The following is an 18,750-nucleotide window of genomic DNA, read 5'->3' on the forward strand; positions in this document are numbered from 1 at the left end:
TCGTTTCATTATTGAACTTCTCCTCACATTTCTGTAGCATGCGCAACCTTGTCCTTTTCATTACCAATACGCCATATCTTTGTCACATGATAAGTAGATAATGACAGTAATTAGCTTTGAATTGCCGCAAATTTTGCAGCAACACCCCTTTTTAATAATGTCGTCGCTTGCGCTGTTTGGAATGGATTTTTATCCAACACAACTATTGAATTGAATCCTATGTTTGAGTTTCCACAATTTTCTAAGCACTCCGTTAAAAACGATGTGTTATCAGGGCTAACCGTAGCCTTAGCGTTAGTACCCGAAGCGGTAGCTTTTGCCTTCGTCGCAGGGGTTGACCCGATGGTAGGCCTTTATGCGGCCTTTATCGTGGGCCTAATCACCTCTATTTTTGGTGGTCGCCCGGGTATGATATCTGGTGCAACGGGTGCAATGGCAGTAGTAATGGTGAGCTTAGTGGCCACCCATGGGGTGCAATATCTATTTGCGGCTGTTATGTTCGCTGGCTTTTTGCAGATTACCGCCGGACTATTTAAGCTGGGTAAATTCATTCGCATGGTGCCACACCCCGTCATGATTGGTTTTGTTAACGGCCTAGCGATTGTTATTTTCCTTGCTCAAATGGGACAATTTAAAGCCCCCGATATCAATGGTGTTATGACCTGGTTGCCACAAGGGCAGATGATCATCATGTTAGGCCTAGTCGCTTTAACTATGGCTATCATTCATTTCTTACCAAAACTTACCACTGCCGTCCCTTCATCACTTGTTGCAATAGTCGGTGTTACTGCTCTAGTGCACTTGTTAGGGTTAGAAACCCGTACGGTCGTTGATTTCCTTAGAACGATGTCTGGTGACGTCTCAGCCACGCTAGCAGGCTCGCTGCCGACTTTCTCCATCCCAGCGGTTCCGTTCACGCTTGAAACCTTTAACATCATTCTTCCATACGCCATCATCTTAGCCGCTATCGGTTTGATTGAATCATTACTGACTCTAACGGTACTTGATGAAATGACCAATACTCGTGGACAATCAAACCGTGAGTGTGTTGGTCAAGGTCTTGCGAACGTTACCTGCTCCGTATTCGGTGCTATGGGTGGTTGCGCGATGATTGGACAGTCAATGATTAACGTCAATTCCGGTGGTCGTGGTCGTTTATCTGGAATTGTTGCAGCTGGTGCTCTACTGTTCTTCATTTTATTTGCTTCCGCAATGATTGAAATGATCCCTCTAGCTGCACTGGTTGGTGTCATGTTTATGGTGGTTATCGGTACATTCGAATGGGCGACGTTCAAGCTTGCTCGTCGTGTACCAAAACAAGATTTCTTCGTCATCGTCCTAGTCACGGTTGTTACCGTTCTAACAGACCTTGCTGTTGCCGTTGCGATTGGCGTTGTTGTCTCTGCGCTGATGTTTGCTTGGCAACACGCGAAGCATATCTATGCAAGTAGCCACACCAATGAGGAAGGCTCAAAAGAATATAAGGTGAATGGCCCTATCTTTTTCGGTTCTGCCGCTAACTTCCTAGAGTTGTTTGATGCGCCTAACGACCCGCAAGATGTGATTGTTGATTTCGCTCAATCACGCGTCGCTGACCACTCAGCTATTGAAGCTATTGAGACTTTGGCAGAGCGTTATAATGCGGTAGGTAAAACCTTACACCTAAGGCACCTTAGTCCTGATTGCCGTGCGCTGCTGCAAAAAGCAGGAAGCCTAGTTGAGATTAACGTTAAAGAAGACCCAAGCTACAAAGTGGCTACGGACATTCTTGCAGGTTAATGAACGGCGGTTAGCGAGGATTAAAAATCTCGTGTAATACAAAAATAATAAGGGACCACGAGGTCCCTTATTATTTGATGGCTACATAGTAAGATTCTTTGGAAGCAAACCATCAAGCGCTTAACTATCCGCAACCTTCATTCTTACAATATCAGCTTGATCCGCTGAAAATTGTTTTTTCAATTCTGATTTAGATTTGAAGGATATTTCCCCTCCTGCGGCCACTGACATGTGTTGCGGGTCAACATTATGCTTCGACTGATACAACATCACTGCCTGCATACAGGAATCTTTCTGTTCTTGTGACAAAGCTGCACCCTCTGGCCATCTGCCAGTCTCACATGCATAAATAAGGCGGTCATAGACATCAGGTGTCATTGCGTTTAAGAGTTGCTCTACATCCATTCTGAACCTTCTTTTTCTCAAAATTACAGTGGCGCAAAAACTGAGTTCTGCGAGGTTAATTCCTTACTGGAACCATAACCTGATGATACACTGAGTCAAGTTGAGCTCCATCATTCAGTGTTTCTGATCACAAGTAAATCAATGAAAATACATTACGCCGTACTCTTACTCGCTTCCTCTTCTCTTTTAACAGGTTGCTTTGAATCTAGAAAAAACACCGACCAAGTATGTTCGTCAGAACCTGGGCTTGAATGTTCATCACTTAATGTCAACGATGGACAATGTCGAATCGCGCGCACCGACTTGATCTGGCATCGTTACGAGACATTAGATACTTTTACTGAGCCCTCTCAGATCGAAGAATTTTATTTACTTCGAGAATATCGGAAATGCTTAGAGCTTGCGTCGCAAATACAGCCTATTGAGCAAGCCGCATTAAAAGAAAAGCGCTTTAATGCTCTTGTTTACGCCATAGATGAGCAAATGCGAATACAAACCAAACTGATGTCATCGACTAAGCCCGAGACATTATATTTTTTATGGAGTGAGACGGGCAATACCATGGCAAAGAGGCGCTTTCTTGCAATGGAAGGCGATGCTGCATTGGAAACAGCAGCAATGCAGTACGCATTAGCCACTTACTACATCTCACGAGACAAGTTGAAAACACACGAATTATTAGTCCATTCATTGGAGCTATCTTCCGATGGAAATATCAATACTGATGCACTTAAATCTTTGGCGAGTGTTAATTACACGTTATCACGTTCACGCGAATCCTATCTTTGGACCATGGTCGGCAAGCAATTCAATATCCCTATTGTTTCTGACAATGAATTAAAGCGGTTGTTTGCTCTAAATCATGACGAATATCGTCAACTTGATGAACAAGCTGAGGCGATTGTGTCGTCTCTGGAATCAGGAGCGTTTAATCGCAACCAATCACTCATTACTTTTTCACATTAAATCCATTCACCGTAGGGATCACTACCCTTTATAATCATTAGCCTCTAAAACGAAAAACGCGCGCCTGCGCGTTATCTTAATCAATACTGATTTGTAATAATGATACAATCGGCCGATTAAAATCTGTTTTAACTTTCACTTTTGTTGAAAATTAACGACACAGAGTTAACGCAATAACGTTCCCCTGTTGTTTTTGGACCGTCTTCAAATACATGCCCTAAATGACTATCACATGTGCTACAACGTATTTCTACTCTCACCATACCGTGACTCGTATCATCAATATAACGAATAGCATCGCTGCGTAGCGGCGCATCAAAACTCGGCCAACCACAGCCAGAGTCATACTTGTTGTTTGATTCAAACAGTGCAACACCACAACAAGTGCAGCGATAAAGGCCGCTATCTTTATTGTGTAACAAGGTACCACTGAATGGTGCTTCAGTGCCCTGTTGTCGACAGACTCTATACTGTTCTTCCGTCAGCTCATCACGCCAGTCTGCATCAGTCTTAGTCACCGTTTTTTTTTCATCACTCATGACCTTTACACTCCCTTTTTTATTGACTACATTTTACTCACTCTGAGATTGTTCAAAGAGTAAACTTTGCTGTAGCACGCTGTTTAACTATATGACACCGTCTGTTTCAAATATGTTAACCCAGCTAACCACAAAGGTTAAACACATAATTTTAACATTACAGAAATACAACTAAAGTTCAAAAAACAGTCACTTATTACTAAACGTTAAGAAATCCGACACTTTTTTTTGACTTTAAACAAATTAATTTCGATTATCTATTGAAGTTAGTGACTGGATTCTGTAATTTTACTACCAGTTATCTTAAAACAGAAATTAAGTTGTGGAGCAACATAATGACTATCAAAGTAGGTATTAACGGTTTTGGCCGTATCGGTCGTTTCGTATTTCGTGCAGCGCAAGAGCGCAACGATATCGAAGTAGTAGGTATTAACGATCTAATCGACGTTGAGTACATGGCATACATGCTTAAGTACGATTCAACACACGGCCGTTTCAACGGTACTGTTGAAGTTGAAGGTGGAAACCTTATCGTTAACGGTAAAACTGTACGTGTTACAGCAGAGCGCAACCCAGAAGATCTTAAGTGGGATGCAATCGGTGTTGACGTAGTTGCTGAAGCAACTGGTCTTTTCCTAACTGATGAGACTGCACGTAAGCACATCACTGCTGGTGCTAAGAAAGTTGTTCTAACTGGCCCTTCTAAAGACGCAACTCCAATGTTCGTTATGGGTGTGAACGATTCAACTTACGCTGGTCAAGACATCGTTTCTAACGCTTCTTGTACTACTAACTGTCTAGCACCTGTTGCTAAAGTTCTTAACGACAAGTTCGGTATCGAATCTGGTCTTATGACAACAGTTCACGCAACTACAGCAACTCAAAAAACTGTAGATGGTCCTTCAGCGAAAGACTGGCGCGGTGGCCGTGGTGCTTCTCAAAACATCATCCCATCTTCAACTGGTGCAGCTAAAGCAGTAGGCGTTGTTCTTCCAGAACTAAACGGCCTTCTAACTGGTATGGCTTTCCGTGTACCAACTGCTAACGTATCTGTAGTTGACCTAACTGTTAACCTTAAGACTGCTGCATCTTACGAAGCAATCTGTGCTGCTATGAAAGAAGCATCTGAAGGCGAGCTTAAAGGTGTTCTAGGTTACACTGAAGACCAAGTAGTATCACAAGATTTCATCGGTGAAGTTCAAACTTCAGTATTCGATGCTAAAGCTGGTGTTGCTCTAACTGACAAATTCGTTAAAGTTGTATCTTGGTACGACAACGAAATCGGTTACTCAAACAAAGTTCTAGACCTAGTAGCTCACATCTCTAAGTAATGTAAGCATCTAGCTCCAACTTTAAAAAAGGCGACTCTTAGGGTCGCCTTTTTTGTACCCAAAAAGTGTGTATTCCTATTCTGAGGTGTCAAAATATGGACTTTAATGCCCTACCCGCATCAACAGTACTTTCCGATTTCGTGACTATCACCCAATACGGCGACAATAAAATTGTTCGCGTTATTCACCCTAAAGCGTCGGCTGCAATCTCCCTTCATGGCGGACACGTTCTTTCTTATCAACCAACAGGTCAAGACGACTTAATCTGGATGAGCAAAGACGCTATCTACGACAATACAACCGCATTGCGTGGTGGTATTCCGATATGTTGGCCTTGGTTTGGACGTATCGCGGCCCCTGCTCATGGTTTTGCTCGCACGACTGAATGGGCGCTACTTGAGCACCGTGAAAATGATGACGGTGTGATTATTAGCCTAGGTCTTAGCGACTCTGAAGCCACACGAAGCATTTGGCCTCACCAGTTCTCGTTGGTATTAAATGTCGAGATTAACGATGAATTACGAGTGACACTCAGCGCGACGAATACTGATAATGCGCCATGGGTTTTCTCCGGAGCACTTCATACTTACCTCAGCGTTGGTGATATTACTGCAACGGAAGTCACTGGAATGGGACCAGATTATATTGACAGCCTGCTTGAGGCAAAACGCTGTGAAGGCGGCTCTTCCTTAACGCTTACCGATACTATCGACCGTGTATACACCAGCCCTGAAACTGAAATACTGGTTAATGATCGCGCAATGAAACGATGCCTGTCAGTGAAGAACCAAGGTCACAATTCAGCCGTATTATGGAACCCATGGGCGGCAGGAGCTCAAGCGATGGGCGACATGAATGATGATGGTTATCAGTCGTTCTTATGTGTTGAGTCAACATTGCATGCCCCTTCACTACAACAAGGCCAACAAGTTGCTCCCGGTGAAACTTACCAGCTATCCACGGTGATCGGAAAGCAATAAAATCACACACGCATAATTGCGAACCATTAACGATATGGTTAGACTTAGCAAAATTTTTCATGAGTCTAACCGTATGTCTTACCAATGCCCTCTTTGTCATCTTCCATTGTTACAGCACGAGTGCTATTTCGCTTGTGAAAACCGTCATCAATTTGATATGGCAAAAGAAGGTTACGTGAACTTGATGCCCGTTCAGCACAAACAATCAAAAGACCCCGGTGACAACAAAGAGATGATGCAAGCAAGACGCACCTTTCTCGCTCATGGTTTTTATGCGCCAATGCGTGATGCCGTCGCGCAATCTTTGCTAACTCACACTCCATCAGGTCCATTAAATGTCCTCGATATTGGATGTGGAGAAGGGTATTACACCCATTATTTTGCTCAACATCTCACCGATCATCTAGTCACAGGACGAGGAATCGCTGAGCAATCCACTGAGGTAAATGTCTACGGCTTAGATATCTCCAAGATAGCAATCCGGTACGCCGCAAAGCGATATTCTAATGTGGACTTTTCTGTCGCTTCAAGCCATCGTTTACCGTTTGCCGATGAGACTCTCTCTGCCATTATTCGAATCTACGCGCCATGTAAGCAAGAAGAACTGGCACGTTGCCTTAAAGATAATGGCATCGTGGTCACAGTGACACCAGGCGCCCATCACCTGTATGAATTACGAGAACTGATTTATACCGATGTCCGCCTGCATGATGAAGAAGTCGAGGACCTTTCTCAGTTCAACCTTATTTCCGAAGATAAGCTAAACTACGTAATGGGCCTTTCCGGTGAACAAGCCTATGATTTACTCCAAATGACGCCATTTGCTTGGAAAGCCACAGACGAACTTCGAGCGACATTAAAAGATACTAATCAGTTTGCATGCCAAGCGGACTTCATCGTCAGGGTATTCAAAAAAGCATAATGCAAATAGTTATCAATTAGATTGAATCAAGTCTCTATCTCGATTATCATCTTTCTTCCCTAATAGCCGGCGATATCGTTGGCTATTTTTGTTTAGGAATTCGCTAATATTATGAAACTATTATCTCTTGCTATCATAGCTTCACTCCTTACAGGTTGTGCGACATCAGCAAAGACGCCGGTGACGTCGACCATCGCTACAACGCCAATGGGAGCCGTACCAGTAGAAGCAACATCAATTGAGACATTCTACGACTACCAACTTTACACCGAGCATGGTGACCCTATCTCAGTAAACGCGCTCCCAATAGCATTAGCGAATGCTGATGTTATATTAGTTGGGGAATGGCACACGCACCCAGGTATCCACCGCTTTCAAACAGACCTACTAGGTGCGTTATCGAAATCCAATCGCAGTGTAGCGTTATCAATGGAGCAATTTTCAAGACCATCACAAACCATCATCAACGAGTATTTGGCCAATGAAATCGGTGAACAAACCTTAATGTCCCAAGCGAACGCATGGCCTAATTACGAAAGCGATTATCGACCGCTTGTCGAGTTAGCTAAGCATAATCAATTGGATATTATCGCAAGCAACGCACCAAAACCCACGGTACGCTGTATCGGTCGCGAGGGTTTAGACTACCTTAACAAGCTCGATGCTAACGAGCGTAGCTATATTGCAAAAAACATCGATACTTCTGATACGCCATATAAAGATAAGTTTATGCGCTCAATGCATCATGGCAGCGCTGAGCAAACCAATAAACAGTATGCCGCTCAGCTTACTTGGGATGCGACTATGGCGGAAAGTATTGTCGATTACTTAGAGAGCCACCCAAACTCTCAGGTAATGCATATCGCTGGGAAGTTTCACATTGAAAATGGACTCGGTACCGCCGATCAGATACGCAAGCTGAACCCTAATTTAACTATCGCTGTCATTAGCCCTGCTTCCGAATTAATGACGGCAGATGCCAATAAGTCCGATATGCAGCTATTAGTCCTTTCTCCTCCCGTCAGATATGTAAAAAAAGAGAATAGAATGAATGCGTACAAAAACCTAAAGGTAAGAAATGACGACTTGCAGTGCCAAACGGACACCATTAAATAACCATTATGGTTAAGTAGTTAGGTCGTCAAAATGGTCGAATAAATGGCTTAAAATTTGCTTGCGTTTAATTCAGGGTGAACCATTCACGCCATTGATGGAAAAGATTAAAGTTTTTCCTATCAATGGCGATACAGTAATTGATAGCGGTGAGGGAGTACCAGCATGCAAGGCATCAATTCTAATCTGAATCAAACGACACATATTCCAAGCTCCAACGTCAATAAGTCGGCATTAGTATCAGGTCCTATTGAAAACGGCAAACCTTTGCCGACATCAGAATCGGAAACCGTCCACTTTTCTTCGCAGGCAAAGCTCGCTTTAGAAGAAGACAACAAATCCAGCAAAGACAAAGAAGAGACCATGGGTAGCACAATGCAATCATTCGCTCATGGTGCATTAGGCATGGATCACCCTGACGACTTGGAAGAACAAAAAGACGAATCTTATTCCGCCGGTCAATACGTCTCTGCAGCCGTTACGGTTGGCGCATTACTGCTCGCTATCGTCTAACGTCTAACGTCTAACATCTCGCAAACAGCTTCACGTCTCCTACTTATCATCACGACAAACAATCGTGTTTGTCGTCACGGTGTGTTCGACTAGATAATCAACAGTCATTTACTTACATGACTGTTGATTATGGACCGCTATTTTAGGCTTATTGATAAGCCAACCTTTTTTGGTGCTATTGCACTGCTTTTCTCCGTTATTATTCCTTTAATACTCTTCCCACAACAAGGCGCTGAAATCATTTCGCAAGCCAAACTTGTGATGACTGACAAATTTGGGTTCTTATACTTATCACTTGGTCTCGCCGCCCTTTTCTTCATGATTTTCATCATTTTTAGCGATATTGGCCAAATCAAACTTGGCGATACTGATGAACAGCCTGAGTTTAAAACATCGTCGTGGGCCGCGATGTTATTTTGCGGTGGTATCGGCGCTAGTATTTTATACTGGGGCTGTATTGAATGGGCTTATTACTACCAATCCCCTCCTTTCCAGTTAGAGTCAGGCAGTGAAGAAGCCGTGCGCTGGGCCGCCACTTACGGCATATTTCATTGGGGACCGATAGCGTGGTCCATTTACCTTATCCCTGCGATTCCCATTGCGTATTTTTTCTATGTTCGTAAAAAGCCGGCCCTAAAAGTATCCAGCGCTCTCATTCCTGTTCTCGGTGAAAAACACAGCGATGGTGCATTAGGTAAACTGATAGACGTCTTGTTTATCTTTGGACTACTTGGTGGTGCCGCCACCACCCTCGGTTTGGCCGCCCCGCTGATTAGCGAAGGGTTAAATGTTCTCTTTGGTTTACCACAAAATACCTACTCTCAGATCGGCGTGCTGGCAGTGTGTACGGCTATTTTCGCCTATTCTTCTTTTGCTGGTATGGAAAAAGGCATCAAAATCCTCAGCAATATCAATTTCTGGGGTGCCATGCTACTGCTCGCCCTTGTACTCATTTTAGGCCCGACGATATTCATACTCGAAACGGGGTTAGATTCCATCGGTCGCATGATGTCCAACTTCTTTGTCATGGCAACATGGGCAGAGCCATTTGGTGGATATGGCACATTCGACGATACGCACTTCCCACAAGACTGGACCATTTTTTATTGGGCGTGGTGGCTAGTATTCGCCCCAAGTATGGGTCTGTTTGTCGCGAGGATTTCGAGAGGGAGAACCATCAAGCAAATGGTGGCTGGCGCTTTATTTTTCGGCTCGTGCGGTTGCTTCTTATTCTTTATTATCCTCGGTAATTACGGATTGTCTCTGCAACTGTCTGGACAGCTTGACATTGTCAACATTTTAAACACCTATGGCCCGACAAAAGCGATCTTCTCAATGCTTTCAGAGCTGCCATTTTCGTGGTTTATCATCTTATTATTTACCTTGTTGTGCATTATCTTTACCGCAACTACGTTTGATTCCATTTCCTATATCCTAGCGTCCGTCGTGCAGAAAGATGTCACCCAGGAGCCAATGCGATGGAACCGCTTATTTTGGGCATTTACACTGAGCTTTATGCCTGCCGTACTCATGTTTTTAGGTGGCTTGGATACACTACAAACCGCGGCTATTGTTGGTGGTTTACCGCTGTTGGTTATCGCAGTAATGCTAATGATGTCGGCGGTTAAAGCCGCAACATTGGATATTCGTCATCAAGAAGACTACGTCGAACCAACCATCAACATAGAAGAACTACCAGAGTTTGATCCTTGGTCGACCGAAGGCGTTGCCCTGGCGCATTTTGAGAAATGCCGCGATCTTGCACAAAACGCGGCTGATGAGGAACGTGTTGCGATGCAAGACTTATTTAAAGTCAAGAAAACTATTCGAGCCTACGCATTAGAGCATGCAGCGGATGCCGCCGATGAACATGCCATCCCTCAAGAGCTTCTCGATGAGCTAGAGCTTAAACTAAAAGCATTGTCTGATGCGACTTCGTTAAAAGCACAGTCTTCTCAATCGGCACAAGAAGCTCGCGTACAATTTAGCGAAGCCTGCTCCGCTAACTAGTCTCACCTATGAATGGGGTAATCCCAAATAGTAAAGCCCACAGGCTAGTAAGTCTGTGGGCTTTAAAATTCAAATCAACTTTGTAGTGCTAAGAATCGAACGTAGTAATTAACGATTTGGATGGTTGAGAATGTGGTCCTCCCAATCAACAACATCAATTTCATACACCACTTTATTTCTCACACTTTCGCCTGCAGCGTGCATTGCTGTTTTGGAACCCGTAATAAGCGGATGCCATTGTGGCAGATTGTCACCTTGTGATAAAAGGCGATAAGCACACGTCTCAGGTAACCAGTTAAACTCCGAAATCTTATCGCGAGTCAACTTAAGACACTCTTCACCAGATTCAAAACGATTCATGTAATCTTTGCAAGAGCAGGTATCACTGTTTAACCAACTGCACGCCACGTTAGTGTAATAGACATCGTCAGAGTCTTCATCCATGAGCTTATGGAGACAACATTTTCCGCATCCGTCACAAAGCGATTCCCATTGCTCTTCGGACATGTTCTCCAGCGGTATTGTTTCCCAAAATGGTTTGCTCATGCTTACTACCTTATCGTTCTGTGGAGGCGTTTTATACCGTTAGTTAAGACAAACATCAAGTCATTCTCGATCACCTTAATGATTCAATTGTGTACAAGTGACGATGTTTTGGTACACTCTGCGCCCCATTACTTTTAGGTTATTAAGATGGATTGTCGATTAGGCTGCGGCGCCTGCTGTATTGCACCAAGTATTTCTTCTGCTATTCCAGGTATGCCAGATGGCAAGCCGTCGGGTGTGCGCTGTATTCAGCTCAATGAAGACAATCTTTGCAAACTCTTTGGCAAACCAGAGCGCCCTAAAGTCTGCCATGATTTTAAACCCTGCCCAGACGTATGTGGAAGTTCGAATCAAATAGCAGTCAGTAACCTATTAGAGTTGGATAGGTTAACGTAGCAACAAAGTCGCGATTAACGCCAAAGCTTTATCGCGACATTACACTCACATCACATTGTTTAAAAAAACCATTTCATTCCTAACTCAATACGAAGTTCATCATCCGCTTTATCTTCATGACCATTGGGTAAGATGACATCTGCGCTGCCATATTCAAATCTCGTCATTAACCATGTTTTTCGATCAGTGTTAATAGGAGCATTAATGAATAGACTGTATTTTAGAGACTCCATCTCAACCACGTCACCCGTCGTTTTAAAATATTCCGGCGAGAACTGGATAAACGCCCCACTGTCTCCAATCGCTTGAGTCAAGTACAGGTTCAGCATCAAGCCATCGGCTTTCTCACCGAAAACCTCACCTACCGTATAAGCAATATTGGGAAAGATCATTGCCCCACCGGTATAGGAGGGGTTTATCAAACCAATCACCCCGAGAGAAAACAGCGTGGTATCGTCAAGCCCTGAGTCCATTTGCCCACCAGCTTCACCGTCTATATGTATGATATCGGTCGACACACCGATACGAGGCATCAACAGATTGTTCATTGCATGAACTTGAAAATACTGTGCACGACCTTTTTGGTAGTTAGTACCTAATTTATGTTGTTCTTGCTGTTTAGCATCGTTGTTCCCAAACGTACCTTCAACAAAACCCGCAAATTGAATATCTTCATTCCACGATCCCGTCATCATGCCTGACATTCTAATATCAGCATTTGAATCAAGAAACACTGCCGCTTGTGTATAGACACGAGTAAGATCTGATGGGTCAATCACTTCATTTTCTTTCGCAATAGTGGTAACAGAGCACGTAGAGAGTAAAGCGGTCGTTAAGAATATTTTTTTCATTATTATCGCCTAATAGTCAGGATGAGGACTCTCTTGCAAGGCTTCCATGCAATTGAGAGTCAATTAATTCCTTTTCTGACTAGAGAATAAAAATGACTCGCTTATGTTAATACTTAAGTTTGTAGGGGGAAACCAACCAAAGCATGTAGTGCGCGTCAATTAGCTCAATTAACAGGCATTTAAATGGTAGGCCTTCATGAATACTTACAAAGTTGGAATATGAGGGATCAGGTGACATTCGAATGAATAACAGTTAAACGGTATTAGGCAGAATTAAGCGTCTGTTAAACATCATCACAAACGCCAGCCATGCACAATCAGGTTTGAATATACGGTTTCGCTGATTTTATCAAGGCCTGAATAGTGATATCAATTTCTTGCTGATATCTATTAGCCAGTCCATAGAAGATACAAATACCTTGTTGATAGTCATAAACTGCATCTTCAACCGACAAAGCTACGAGCTCACCTCGTTTAACCCATGGCTCACCGACAGCAGCCGACATAACCATCCAGCCCCCATTTTTTAAGCGACTTATAGCCAGCTCCATGCTACCAACTCTCTCAATGATATTGGCAACGGAGAAGCTAGCAAAGTCACCCTCTTGCGTCGCTTGGAGACGCAATTGAGGCTCTAGACGCAAATCATTTAAGGACAACCCCTGTCGACGTACTAAGGGGTTCGTAACATGACAGTAGCACTTTATTGGTAGAGTACTGATGAAGTGAGATGCAAGGCGAGCCTTTGTTCTTGGGGCATTTTCAGTCGCCATAAGTGCTACTTGACAGCTTCCCTTCTCAATACTTTCGTAAGCCTCAGCTCGAGAGGCTGATAGACAGTGTACTGGCAATCGAGGATAAGCTCGTTGTATTATCGGCAAGGCATCCGAGAGCATAGCGGTCGGGAGCATAGCATCATACATGATCACTAACTCATCCAATGGTTCTTCGTATAATGAATATGCTGCTAATGAAAAATCGTCCGCCTGTTTACTTAAGTTTGTTGCTCTCGCTATCAACTTATGAGCGGCTGCCGTTGGGGTTGCTGTTCGACCTTTTATTTCAAACAATGAAACCCCAATTGCATCCTCAAGAGTAACAACGTGCTCCCGAATGGTACTGCGTTCTTTGGTCGCGATTCGAGCGGCTGCGCTATAGGAGCCATGTTGGTACACAAGAGTGAAGGAATGGACTTGTTCAATGGTTATCATGCTGTATCTCTTAACAAAAATCGAACGACCTACGTCGTAATCGCTTCAATATCTACAAGGTTCACGTCAATATTTCGACTGGCAAGGCGACTATTTATACCCAAACAAAAGCAGGCTTTAAGTATATCACTCAAGCCTGTAAACATTTGTCCAAAAACTCTGACCGCTAAAAGCAGTTCGTCATCACTGAGATAGATTCAATCTTTCCGCTACTTTTCTGAAATATGCCGGCGCTTTGATTTCTCCGTAAGGTGCAACATAAGGTGTCGCGGAGAAATACACGGCTGCGAAATCTCGATTTGGGTCAACATAGATCCCTTGGCCTGTGTTTCCATGTTTATACATCGCGCCATCATCGAAAATGAAATCAAACTGATACCCCCCCTTCAACGGCTTCTCTCCGAATAGGCTCACTGCCTGCCCTTCTTTGGCACTGCCAATAAATGTCGCTGGGTCACCAGCATCTCTCAGGGCATCAAGGAGTGCTGGAGTCACGACTTGCTCATGAGCCACTTTATGCCAGCTCGGAGTATATAATGTTGCGTATTTCGCAAAATCTTCAAGTGTCGATGATACCATAGCCATATTCAAAGGTGTGCCATCTGGTGTAAGGTGAACTTGCAGCGGCATACGTGCTCCCAGTTTACCCCAGACACGCTCTTCCACAACATCGGACCAACGTTTACCCGTCACATCTTCAATCACCATCCCCAGCACTTGTGTATTGAGCGACGAATAACGGAATCGATCCCCTGGTTTCTCATTGTTGAGCGGTTGTACCTCTTTGAGCACATCACGCCAACTTTCCAAACTGTTTCCTTTAGTCGTCCCTAAAGCTGCACTTACAAACCGAACAAACACTCCGTTGGGATCCAAAATTGATTGATTACTTTCTTCGTGATCCAAGCTTGCCGTATGATTTGCAAGGTGGCGTACTGTCACCCCATCCCACGCCGTGCCCTTCAATTCTTTTGCATAGGTCGTTACTGGTGCATCTAAGTTCAATAACTTATCTTCATCCAGCATAGCAACAATCAAACCAGTGAGTGATTTTGATGACGACATCCAAATATGGTTATCAGTCGGCGTCATGCCAGGGTAAGCTTCATACACAACTTGCCCTTTATGAATCATCATGACACCTTGATGGCGAAAGGTTGAATGAAAAAAGTAATCATCCATTGCCACATCACCCTCGCTGTCTGTAGTGACCACTATATCGCCGATATCAGCATTTAAATTTCGCTCTAAATTGATTTGTTCTGAATGAGGATTAACCGTGTCCGTACGCATGAACGTTGACCAATTCGTTAAATAGTAAAGAGTATGGTCGCCTCCCATTTGAGCATGAAAACTCTCGAAACTATCGTAGGCAACGTTAACAAATTCTGCAGAGAATGGCTGTTTTGCTGCACTAACAGGCAAAGTGACACTTGCACCGGGAGCTGCCAAATATTGCGCTAATGGGTGTTCATCTGCTGCAATAACTGGTGATGTCACTGTGACCAAAGATGAAATCGCAAAAGCTAAAGTTTTTATCGTAATGTTTTTCATATGAGTACCATTATTAAAATGGCTCCTATCACGGAGCAGAAAGCTTCATTTCACTTTAACAATCAGTTCGCGTTGTAAAACTCATATTTGTAGGGGAAACCAACTCAAATGACACCCTGTACATTGACTTAACTGCGTCTCCACTACCATCTTAATAGATCCTAATTTGCCTCTATACCAACAAACTCAAACCTAGTATCTTGCTTGACAACATCTATTGGCACATCCTTTTTAAATAATAGGGTTAACATGACTGAAAAATACGAATTCCCGTCAACATTGTCAGTACATCAAGGATGGCAAAAAATACTTTCCGAATGCAATAACATACATCATTCTGCCTTCCTTAGAACAACTTCAAACGGACGCCTCCATTTACACGATTTGAGAAGATTGCTAACTAATTTGTGTCACCAAACGAAAGACAACATTATACCGATGAGAGTCGCGCAACACGTCACCCCTCTGACGTTTGGGTGTTACTCGCTCGCATTATGGACAGCACCCAACCTCAAATCTTTGCTAAAAAATGCGGCAGATTATTGCATTGTCGTGGCATCGCCCATCCGTCTTCAGTACAAGGAAGACAAACAAGGAAACGCTGAATTATGGGTTCTAGATAGCGAACCATTTAATCAGGAAAGTCGCGTCACCTACCTTGGCATCACTTTATTGATTTGTACCCTTGTCTCTATCATTCGACAGGTGACAAAAAACGAAACACTCCCAATCACCATTAAGCTCAACGAACCCATACAATCAGACGCTTACACGGAACAACTTAAATTATTGACACAAACCACCATCTTTAACGGTACGCCCGTTAGAAAGATTTGTGTCGACAAAAGCTATTTGAACGACCCAATTCCGACCCATGATAAAGCGCTTTATTTTGCTACGCTAACCTTAGTCAGAAAGGAATCAGAAGCGCTAGAAACCGGTGATTTAATTCTTCGAATTTACAATGCGTTAAACAACATCGAACGCTTGGAAAACCTATCAGGGTCAGGCTTAGCCAGTGCTCTCAATATGAACATTCGCACTTTGAATAGAAAGCTCTATGGCCTCAATACTAGTTATCGCGGCGTACTTGAGAAATACAAACTGGAGAAATCACTACACTTGCTCGAAGATGCTAATAACAATCTAACCGAAATTGCCTATCAATTAGGTTTCTCAGACCTTAGTACTTTTTCTCGCGCTTTCAAAAGATGGACAGGACAAAGCCCCATAAAATTTAGGCAGCAGAACATTTAATAGAAAGTACCTATTTGAAGATCAAGTAGTTACTGATCTATATCAACGTTCAGTTCGAATGCACTTTCAGTCAAACGTTTGTCCTAAAATGCAAAGTTAGAACACATCTCCCTTGCTCTAATACCGATAGCTTATTTTTCTGGTTAATCCAGAGGTTAAAGATATTGGAGATTCAGATGTTAGAACAAAAACACAAAGTACTGTTTGAACCGATGAAAATTGGCTCATTAACCCTTAAAAATCGCTATTCGATGGCTCCAATGGGAACGTTAGGGTGTGTTGATGCCGATGGTGCTTATAACCACCGTGGTATTGAGTATTATGCGGCGAGAGCTCGGGGGGGTGTCGGACTCATCATCACTGGCGTTCAAATGGTTGAGAATGAACTTGAACAATTTCCGATGCCATCACTTCCTTGCCCCACTCATCACCCTACCGCCTATATTCGCAGTGCGAAGGAGATGACGGAGCGGGTCCATACCTACGGTACGAAAATTTTTGCTCAACTGACTGCGGGTTGGGGCCGTTCCTGTATACCAGGCTTTACCCCCATCGATAAGTCTATCGCTCCTTCCGAAGCACCAAATAGGTTCGACCCGTCCATAAAGCATCGTGAACTCACGACCAAAGAAGTCAAATATTTCATTTCTAAATTTATAGAGTCAGCCGTTATTGCCCAAAAGTCAGGATATGATGGGGTCGAAATACACGCTGTACATGAAGGCTATTTACTCGACCAATTTACCATGGAGTTCTTCAACCAACGAACGGATCAGTACGGTGGAACTTTCGAAAATCGGTATCGATTTGCGACCGAAATTGTACAAGGAATTAAAGCCGTATGTGGTCAGCAATTTCCAGTCTCACTCCGTTATTCCGTTAAAGGCAACATGAAAGGCTTTGGTCAAGGCATTCTGCCAGGAGAATACGCAGAAGAGGTGGGACGTGATTTAGAAGAGGGACTTCAAGCCGCAAAATATTTGCAGGACGCCGGTTTTGATGCGCTCAACGTTGACGCAGGCACTTATGATTCTTGGTATTGGAATCACCCACCAAATTACTTCCAACCTGGAATGTACAAGCCTTATTGTAAGGCAGTTTCGGAAGTCGTTGATATTCCGATTCTTATGGCTGGCCGCATGGAAGATCCAGACTTAGCTGCTCACGCTGTCACTACTAACATAGCTACAGGCATTTCGTTAGGCCGTCCTCTACTCGCCGATCCCGATGTTGTAAATAAGATTCGCCGCGGACGTTTTAATGAGGTTCGCCCTTGTTTATCATGTCACCTTGGTTGCTTGGGCCGCATGGCAGAAGTGGGCAACCTATCATGCGCAGTCAACCCTAGCTGTGGGCGAGAAGATGAGTTCAAGTTGCTACCAACGCACAAAAAGAAGAAAGTCGTCGTCGTCGGTGGTGGCGTAGCGGGAATGGAGGCTGCTAGGACCGCAGCAGAGCGAGGCCATGATGTCGTATTGTTTGAAAAGTCATCAGCATTGGGTGGCAATGTCATCCCTGGTAGCCAACCACCTTTCAAGCATGACGATAAAAGACTCATTGCATGGTTTACCGGCGAAATGGATCGCAAGCACGTAGAAGTTCGACTCAATACAACCGCCTGTCAAAGCTCTATTGAAGCTGAAACACCTAATAGTGTCATCTTCGCAACGGGGTCTCGCCCGACAAGCGCGGCGTGGCTTGAAGGAAGCGACAAGCCAAATGTACTACTCGCCGAAGACATGTTAATGAATCCGAGCTTAATAACAGGCAATAGTGTAATTGTCATAGGTGCAGGTCTAGTCGGCGCCGAGGCAGCACTGTGGATGGCACAGCAGGGAAAGAAGACCACGCTTGTCGAGATCTCAAGTGACATAATTGGGGGGCCACATGGGACGTGCTTTGCTAACTACCAGATGCTTAAAGAGTTACTGGTCAAGGAAAATGTCACCGTCATGACACAAACTGCATTGCATAGTATCAGTAACACGGGCGTTTCATTGCGCCAAGAGCAGAAAAAACTCGAAGTTGAGGCCGACCACGTAGTACTGGCTCTAGGTTATAAAGCACAAGACGAGATATATAACACGCTCGCCAATCAATTAGATATTGATGATGTCTTCAATATTGGTGACAGCCAACTGGCACGAACAATTATGACTGCAATTTGGGATGGTTTTGAAGTGGGGCGTCACCTATAGCCCTTATCTATTTATAAATAACGCCAAAGAAATATTAAACAAGGACGTTTAATGTTTCATTTCATCCGACTAGTCTTATGTGCCAACGGCAGTGCTCTTTTCAACTCCATATAATGTGTTTTGCCGCCACACATTATATGTGCAAATGCATTGTTTATACTTTGACACCATTCACTATC

General features: G+C 43.8%; 17 protein-coding genes. 11 read left to right on the forward strand and 6 right to left on the reverse strand.

Features of this window, described 5'->3' with window-relative positions:
- Positions 1 to 219 precede the first annotated feature (219 nt).
- Positions 220 to 1,779, forward strand: a complete 1,560-nt coding sequence (locus AB4405_RS09570; protein ID WP_102471692.1) for a SulP family inorganic anion transporter — start codon at positions 220 to 222, stop codon at positions 1,777 to 1,779.
- Between the two features lie 120 nt (positions 1,780 to 1,899).
- Here the strand turns inward: AB4405_RS09570 and AB4405_RS09575 are convergent, their stop codons facing one another.
- Positions 1,900 to 2,184 carry a YeaC family protein gene (locus AB4405_RS09575; protein ID WP_372060568.1) on the reverse strand — a complete coding sequence of 95 codons (285 nt, stop codon included), beginning with the start codon at positions 2,182 to 2,184 and terminating at the stop codon, positions 1,900 to 1,902.
- A 141-nt stretch (positions 2,185 to 2,325) separates the two neighbouring features.
- Here AB4405_RS09575 and AB4405_RS09580 point away from each other — a divergent pair, with 141 nt between their 5' ends.
- Complete coding sequence (locus AB4405_RS09580) at positions 2,326 to 3,150, forward strand: DUF2989 domain-containing protein (RefSeq protein ID WP_372060569.1); 825 nt, start codon at positions 2,326 to 2,328, stop codon at positions 3,148 to 3,150.
- Between the two features lie 128 nt (positions 3,151 to 3,278).
- Here AB4405_RS09580 and msrB read toward each other — a convergent pair whose 3' ends face one another.
- The gene (gene msrB / locus AB4405_RS09585; RefSeq protein ID WP_102471695.1) at positions 3,279 to 3,689 is read right to left on the reverse strand and encodes a peptide-methionine (R)-S-oxide reductase MsrB; all 411 of its coding nucleotides are present in this window, start codon (positions 3,687 to 3,689) and stop codon (positions 3,279 to 3,281) included.
- A gap of 335 nt (positions 3,690 to 4,024) precedes the next feature.
- Between msrB and gap the strand changes: the two genes are divergently transcribed.
- From gap to AB4405_RS09615, 6 genes are all read left to right on the forward strand, one after another.
- Positions 4,025 to 5,020, forward strand: coding sequence for a type I glyceraldehyde-3-phosphate dehydrogenase (gap, locus tag AB4405_RS09590; RefSeq protein ID WP_265673358.1), 996 nt, complete (start codon positions 4,025 to 4,027; stop codon positions 5,018 to 5,020).
- Positions 5,021 to 5,115: 95 nt separating this feature from the next.
- The gene (locus tag AB4405_RS09595) at positions 5,116 to 6,000 is read left to right on the forward strand and encodes a D-hexose-6-phosphate mutarotase (RefSeq protein WP_372060570.1); all 885 of its coding nucleotides are present in this window, start codon (positions 5,116 to 5,118) and stop codon (positions 5,998 to 6,000) included.
- A gap of 73 nt (positions 6,001 to 6,073) precedes the next feature.
- The gene (rlmA, locus tag AB4405_RS09600) at positions 6,074 to 6,922 is read left to right on the forward strand and encodes a 23S rRNA (guanine(745)-N(1))-methyltransferase (RefSeq protein ID WP_372060571.1); all 849 of its coding nucleotides are present in this window, start codon (positions 6,074 to 6,076) and stop codon (positions 6,920 to 6,922) included.
- Positions 6,923 to 7,033: 111 nt separating this feature from the next.
- On the forward strand, positions 7,034 to 8,038 hold the full coding sequence (locus tag AB4405_RS09605) for a ChaN family lipoprotein (RefSeq protein WP_372060572.1): 1,005 nt from the start codon (positions 7,034 to 7,036) through the stop codon (positions 8,036 to 8,038).
- Between the two features lie 162 nt (positions 8,039 to 8,200).
- Complete coding sequence (locus AB4405_RS09610) at positions 8,201 to 8,548, forward strand: hypothetical protein (RefSeq protein WP_372060573.1); 348 nt, start codon at positions 8,201 to 8,203, stop codon at positions 8,546 to 8,548.
- Positions 8,549 to 8,677: 129 nt separating this feature from the next.
- Entirely contained in the window at positions 8,678 to 10,558 is a 1,881-nt protein-coding gene (locus tag AB4405_RS09615) for a BCCT family transporter (RefSeq protein ID WP_372060574.1), read from the forward strand.
- Between the two features lie 108 nt (positions 10,559 to 10,666).
- On the opposite strand, the gene AB4405_RS09620 is transcribed toward AB4405_RS09615, so the two are convergent.
- Positions 10,667 to 11,104, reverse strand: a complete 438-nt coding sequence (locus AB4405_RS09620) for a YcgN family cysteine cluster protein (RefSeq protein ID WP_372060575.1) — start codon at positions 11,102 to 11,104, stop codon at positions 10,667 to 10,669.
- Between the two features lie 147 nt (positions 11,105 to 11,251).
- On the opposite strand from AB4405_RS09620, the gene AB4405_RS09625 reads away from it, so the two are divergent.
- Positions 11,252 to 11,500, forward strand: coding sequence for a YkgJ family cysteine cluster protein (locus tag AB4405_RS09625; RefSeq protein ID WP_372060576.1), 249 nt, complete (start codon positions 11,252 to 11,254; stop codon positions 11,498 to 11,500).
- A 59-nt stretch (positions 11,501 to 11,559) separates the two neighbouring features.
- Here the strand turns inward: AB4405_RS09625 and AB4405_RS09630 are convergent, their stop codons facing one another.
- The 3 genes from AB4405_RS09630 to AB4405_RS09640 form a co-directional block, all read right to left on the reverse strand.
- Positions 11,560 to 12,351, reverse strand: coding sequence for a hypothetical protein (locus AB4405_RS09630; RefSeq protein ID WP_372060577.1), 792 nt, complete (start codon positions 12,349 to 12,351; stop codon positions 11,560 to 11,562).
- A 317-nt stretch (positions 12,352 to 12,668) separates the two neighbouring features.
- Positions 12,669 to 13,562, reverse strand: coding sequence for a LysR family transcriptional regulator (locus tag AB4405_RS09635; RefSeq protein WP_372060578.1), 894 nt, complete (start codon positions 13,560 to 13,562; stop codon positions 12,669 to 12,671).
- A 183-nt stretch (positions 13,563 to 13,745) separates the two neighbouring features.
- Complete coding sequence (locus tag AB4405_RS09640; RefSeq protein WP_372060579.1) at positions 13,746 to 15,116, reverse strand: serine hydrolase domain-containing protein; 1,371 nt, start codon at positions 15,114 to 15,116, stop codon at positions 13,746 to 13,748.
- A 249-nt stretch (positions 15,117 to 15,365) separates the two neighbouring features.
- Between AB4405_RS09640 and AB4405_RS09645 the strand changes: the two genes are divergently transcribed.
- On the forward strand, positions 15,366 to 16,373 hold the full coding sequence (locus tag AB4405_RS09645; protein ID WP_372060580.1) for a helix-turn-helix domain-containing protein: 1,008 nt from the start codon (positions 15,366 to 15,368) through the stop codon (positions 16,371 to 16,373).
- Between the two features lie 176 nt (positions 16,374 to 16,549).
- Positions 16,550 to 18,571 (forward strand): FAD-dependent oxidoreductase, encoded by a 2,022-nt coding sequence (locus AB4405_RS09650; RefSeq protein ID WP_372060581.1) that lies wholly within the window; start codon positions 16,550 to 16,552, stop codon positions 18,569 to 18,571.
- Positions 18,572 to 18,750 lie beyond the last annotated feature (179 nt).

Origin of the sequence: Vibrio sp. 10N.261.51.F12 (assembly GCF_041471725.1) — a bacterium.
In the GTDB taxonomy this organism is placed as follows: Bacteria; Pseudomonadota; Gammaproteobacteria; order Enterobacterales; family Vibrionaceae; genus Vibrio.

Bases quoted from the DNA above. Each gene is read 5' to 3' on its own strand.
- AB4405_RS09635 (WP_372060578.1), bottom strand. From the start codon at position 13,562: ATGATAACCATTGAACAAGTCCATTCCTTCACTCTTGTGTACCAACAT.
- AB4405_RS09610 (WP_372060573.1), top strand. From the start codon at position 8,201: ATGCAAGGCATCAATTCTAATCTGAATCAAACGACACATATTCCAAGC.
- AB4405_RS09630 (WP_372060577.1), bottom strand. From the start codon at position 12,351: ATGAAAAAAATATTCTTAACGACCGCTTTACTCTCTACGTGCTCTGTT.
- AB4405_RS09580 (WP_372060569.1), top strand. From the start codon at position 2,326: ATGAAAATACATTACGCCGTACTCTTACTCGCTTCCTCTTCTCTTTTA.
- rlmA (WP_372060571.1), top strand. From the start codon at position 6,074: ATGTCTTACCAATGCCCTCTTTGTCATCTTCCATTGTTACAGCACGAG.
- AB4405_RS09645 (WP_372060580.1), top strand. From the start codon at position 15,366: ATGACTGAAAAATACGAATTCCCGTCAACATTGTCAGTACATCAAGGA.
- AB4405_RS09620 (WP_372060575.1), bottom strand. From the start codon at position 11,104: ATGAGCAAACCATTTTGGGAAACAATACCGCTGGAGAACATGTCCGAA.
- AB4405_RS09595 (WP_372060570.1), top strand. From the start codon at position 5,116: ATGGACTTTAATGCCCTACCCGCATCAACAGTACTTTCCGATTTCGTG.
- AB4405_RS09615 (WP_372060574.1), top strand. From the start codon at position 8,678: ATGGACCGCTATTTTAGGCTTATTGATAAGCCAACCTTTTTTGGTGCT.
- AB4405_RS09570 (WP_102471692.1), top strand. From the start codon at position 220: ATGTTTGAGTTTCCACAATTTTCTAAGCACTCCGTTAAAAACGATGTG.
- gap (WP_265673358.1), top strand. From the start codon at position 4,025: ATGACTATCAAAGTAGGTATTAACGGTTTTGGCCGTATCGGTCGTTTC.
- AB4405_RS09650 (WP_372060581.1), top strand. From the start codon at position 16,550: ATGTTAGAACAAAAACACAAAGTACTGTTTGAACCGATGAAAATTGGC.
- AB4405_RS09640 (WP_372060579.1), bottom strand. From the start codon at position 15,116: ATGAAAAACATTACGATAAAAACTTTAGCTTTTGCGATTTCATCTTTG.
- AB4405_RS09625 (WP_372060576.1), top strand. From the start codon at position 11,252: ATGGATTGTCGATTAGGCTGCGGCGCCTGCTGTATTGCACCAAGTATT.
- AB4405_RS09605 (WP_372060572.1), top strand. From the start codon at position 7,034: ATGAAACTATTATCTCTTGCTATCATAGCTTCACTCCTTACAGGTTGT.
- msrB (WP_102471695.1), bottom strand. From the start codon at position 3,689: ATGAGTGATGAAAAAAAAACGGTGACTAAGACTGATGCAGACTGGCGT.
- AB4405_RS09575 (WP_372060568.1), bottom strand. From the start codon at position 2,184: ATGGATGTAGAGCAACTCTTAAACGCAATGACACCTGATGTCTATGAC.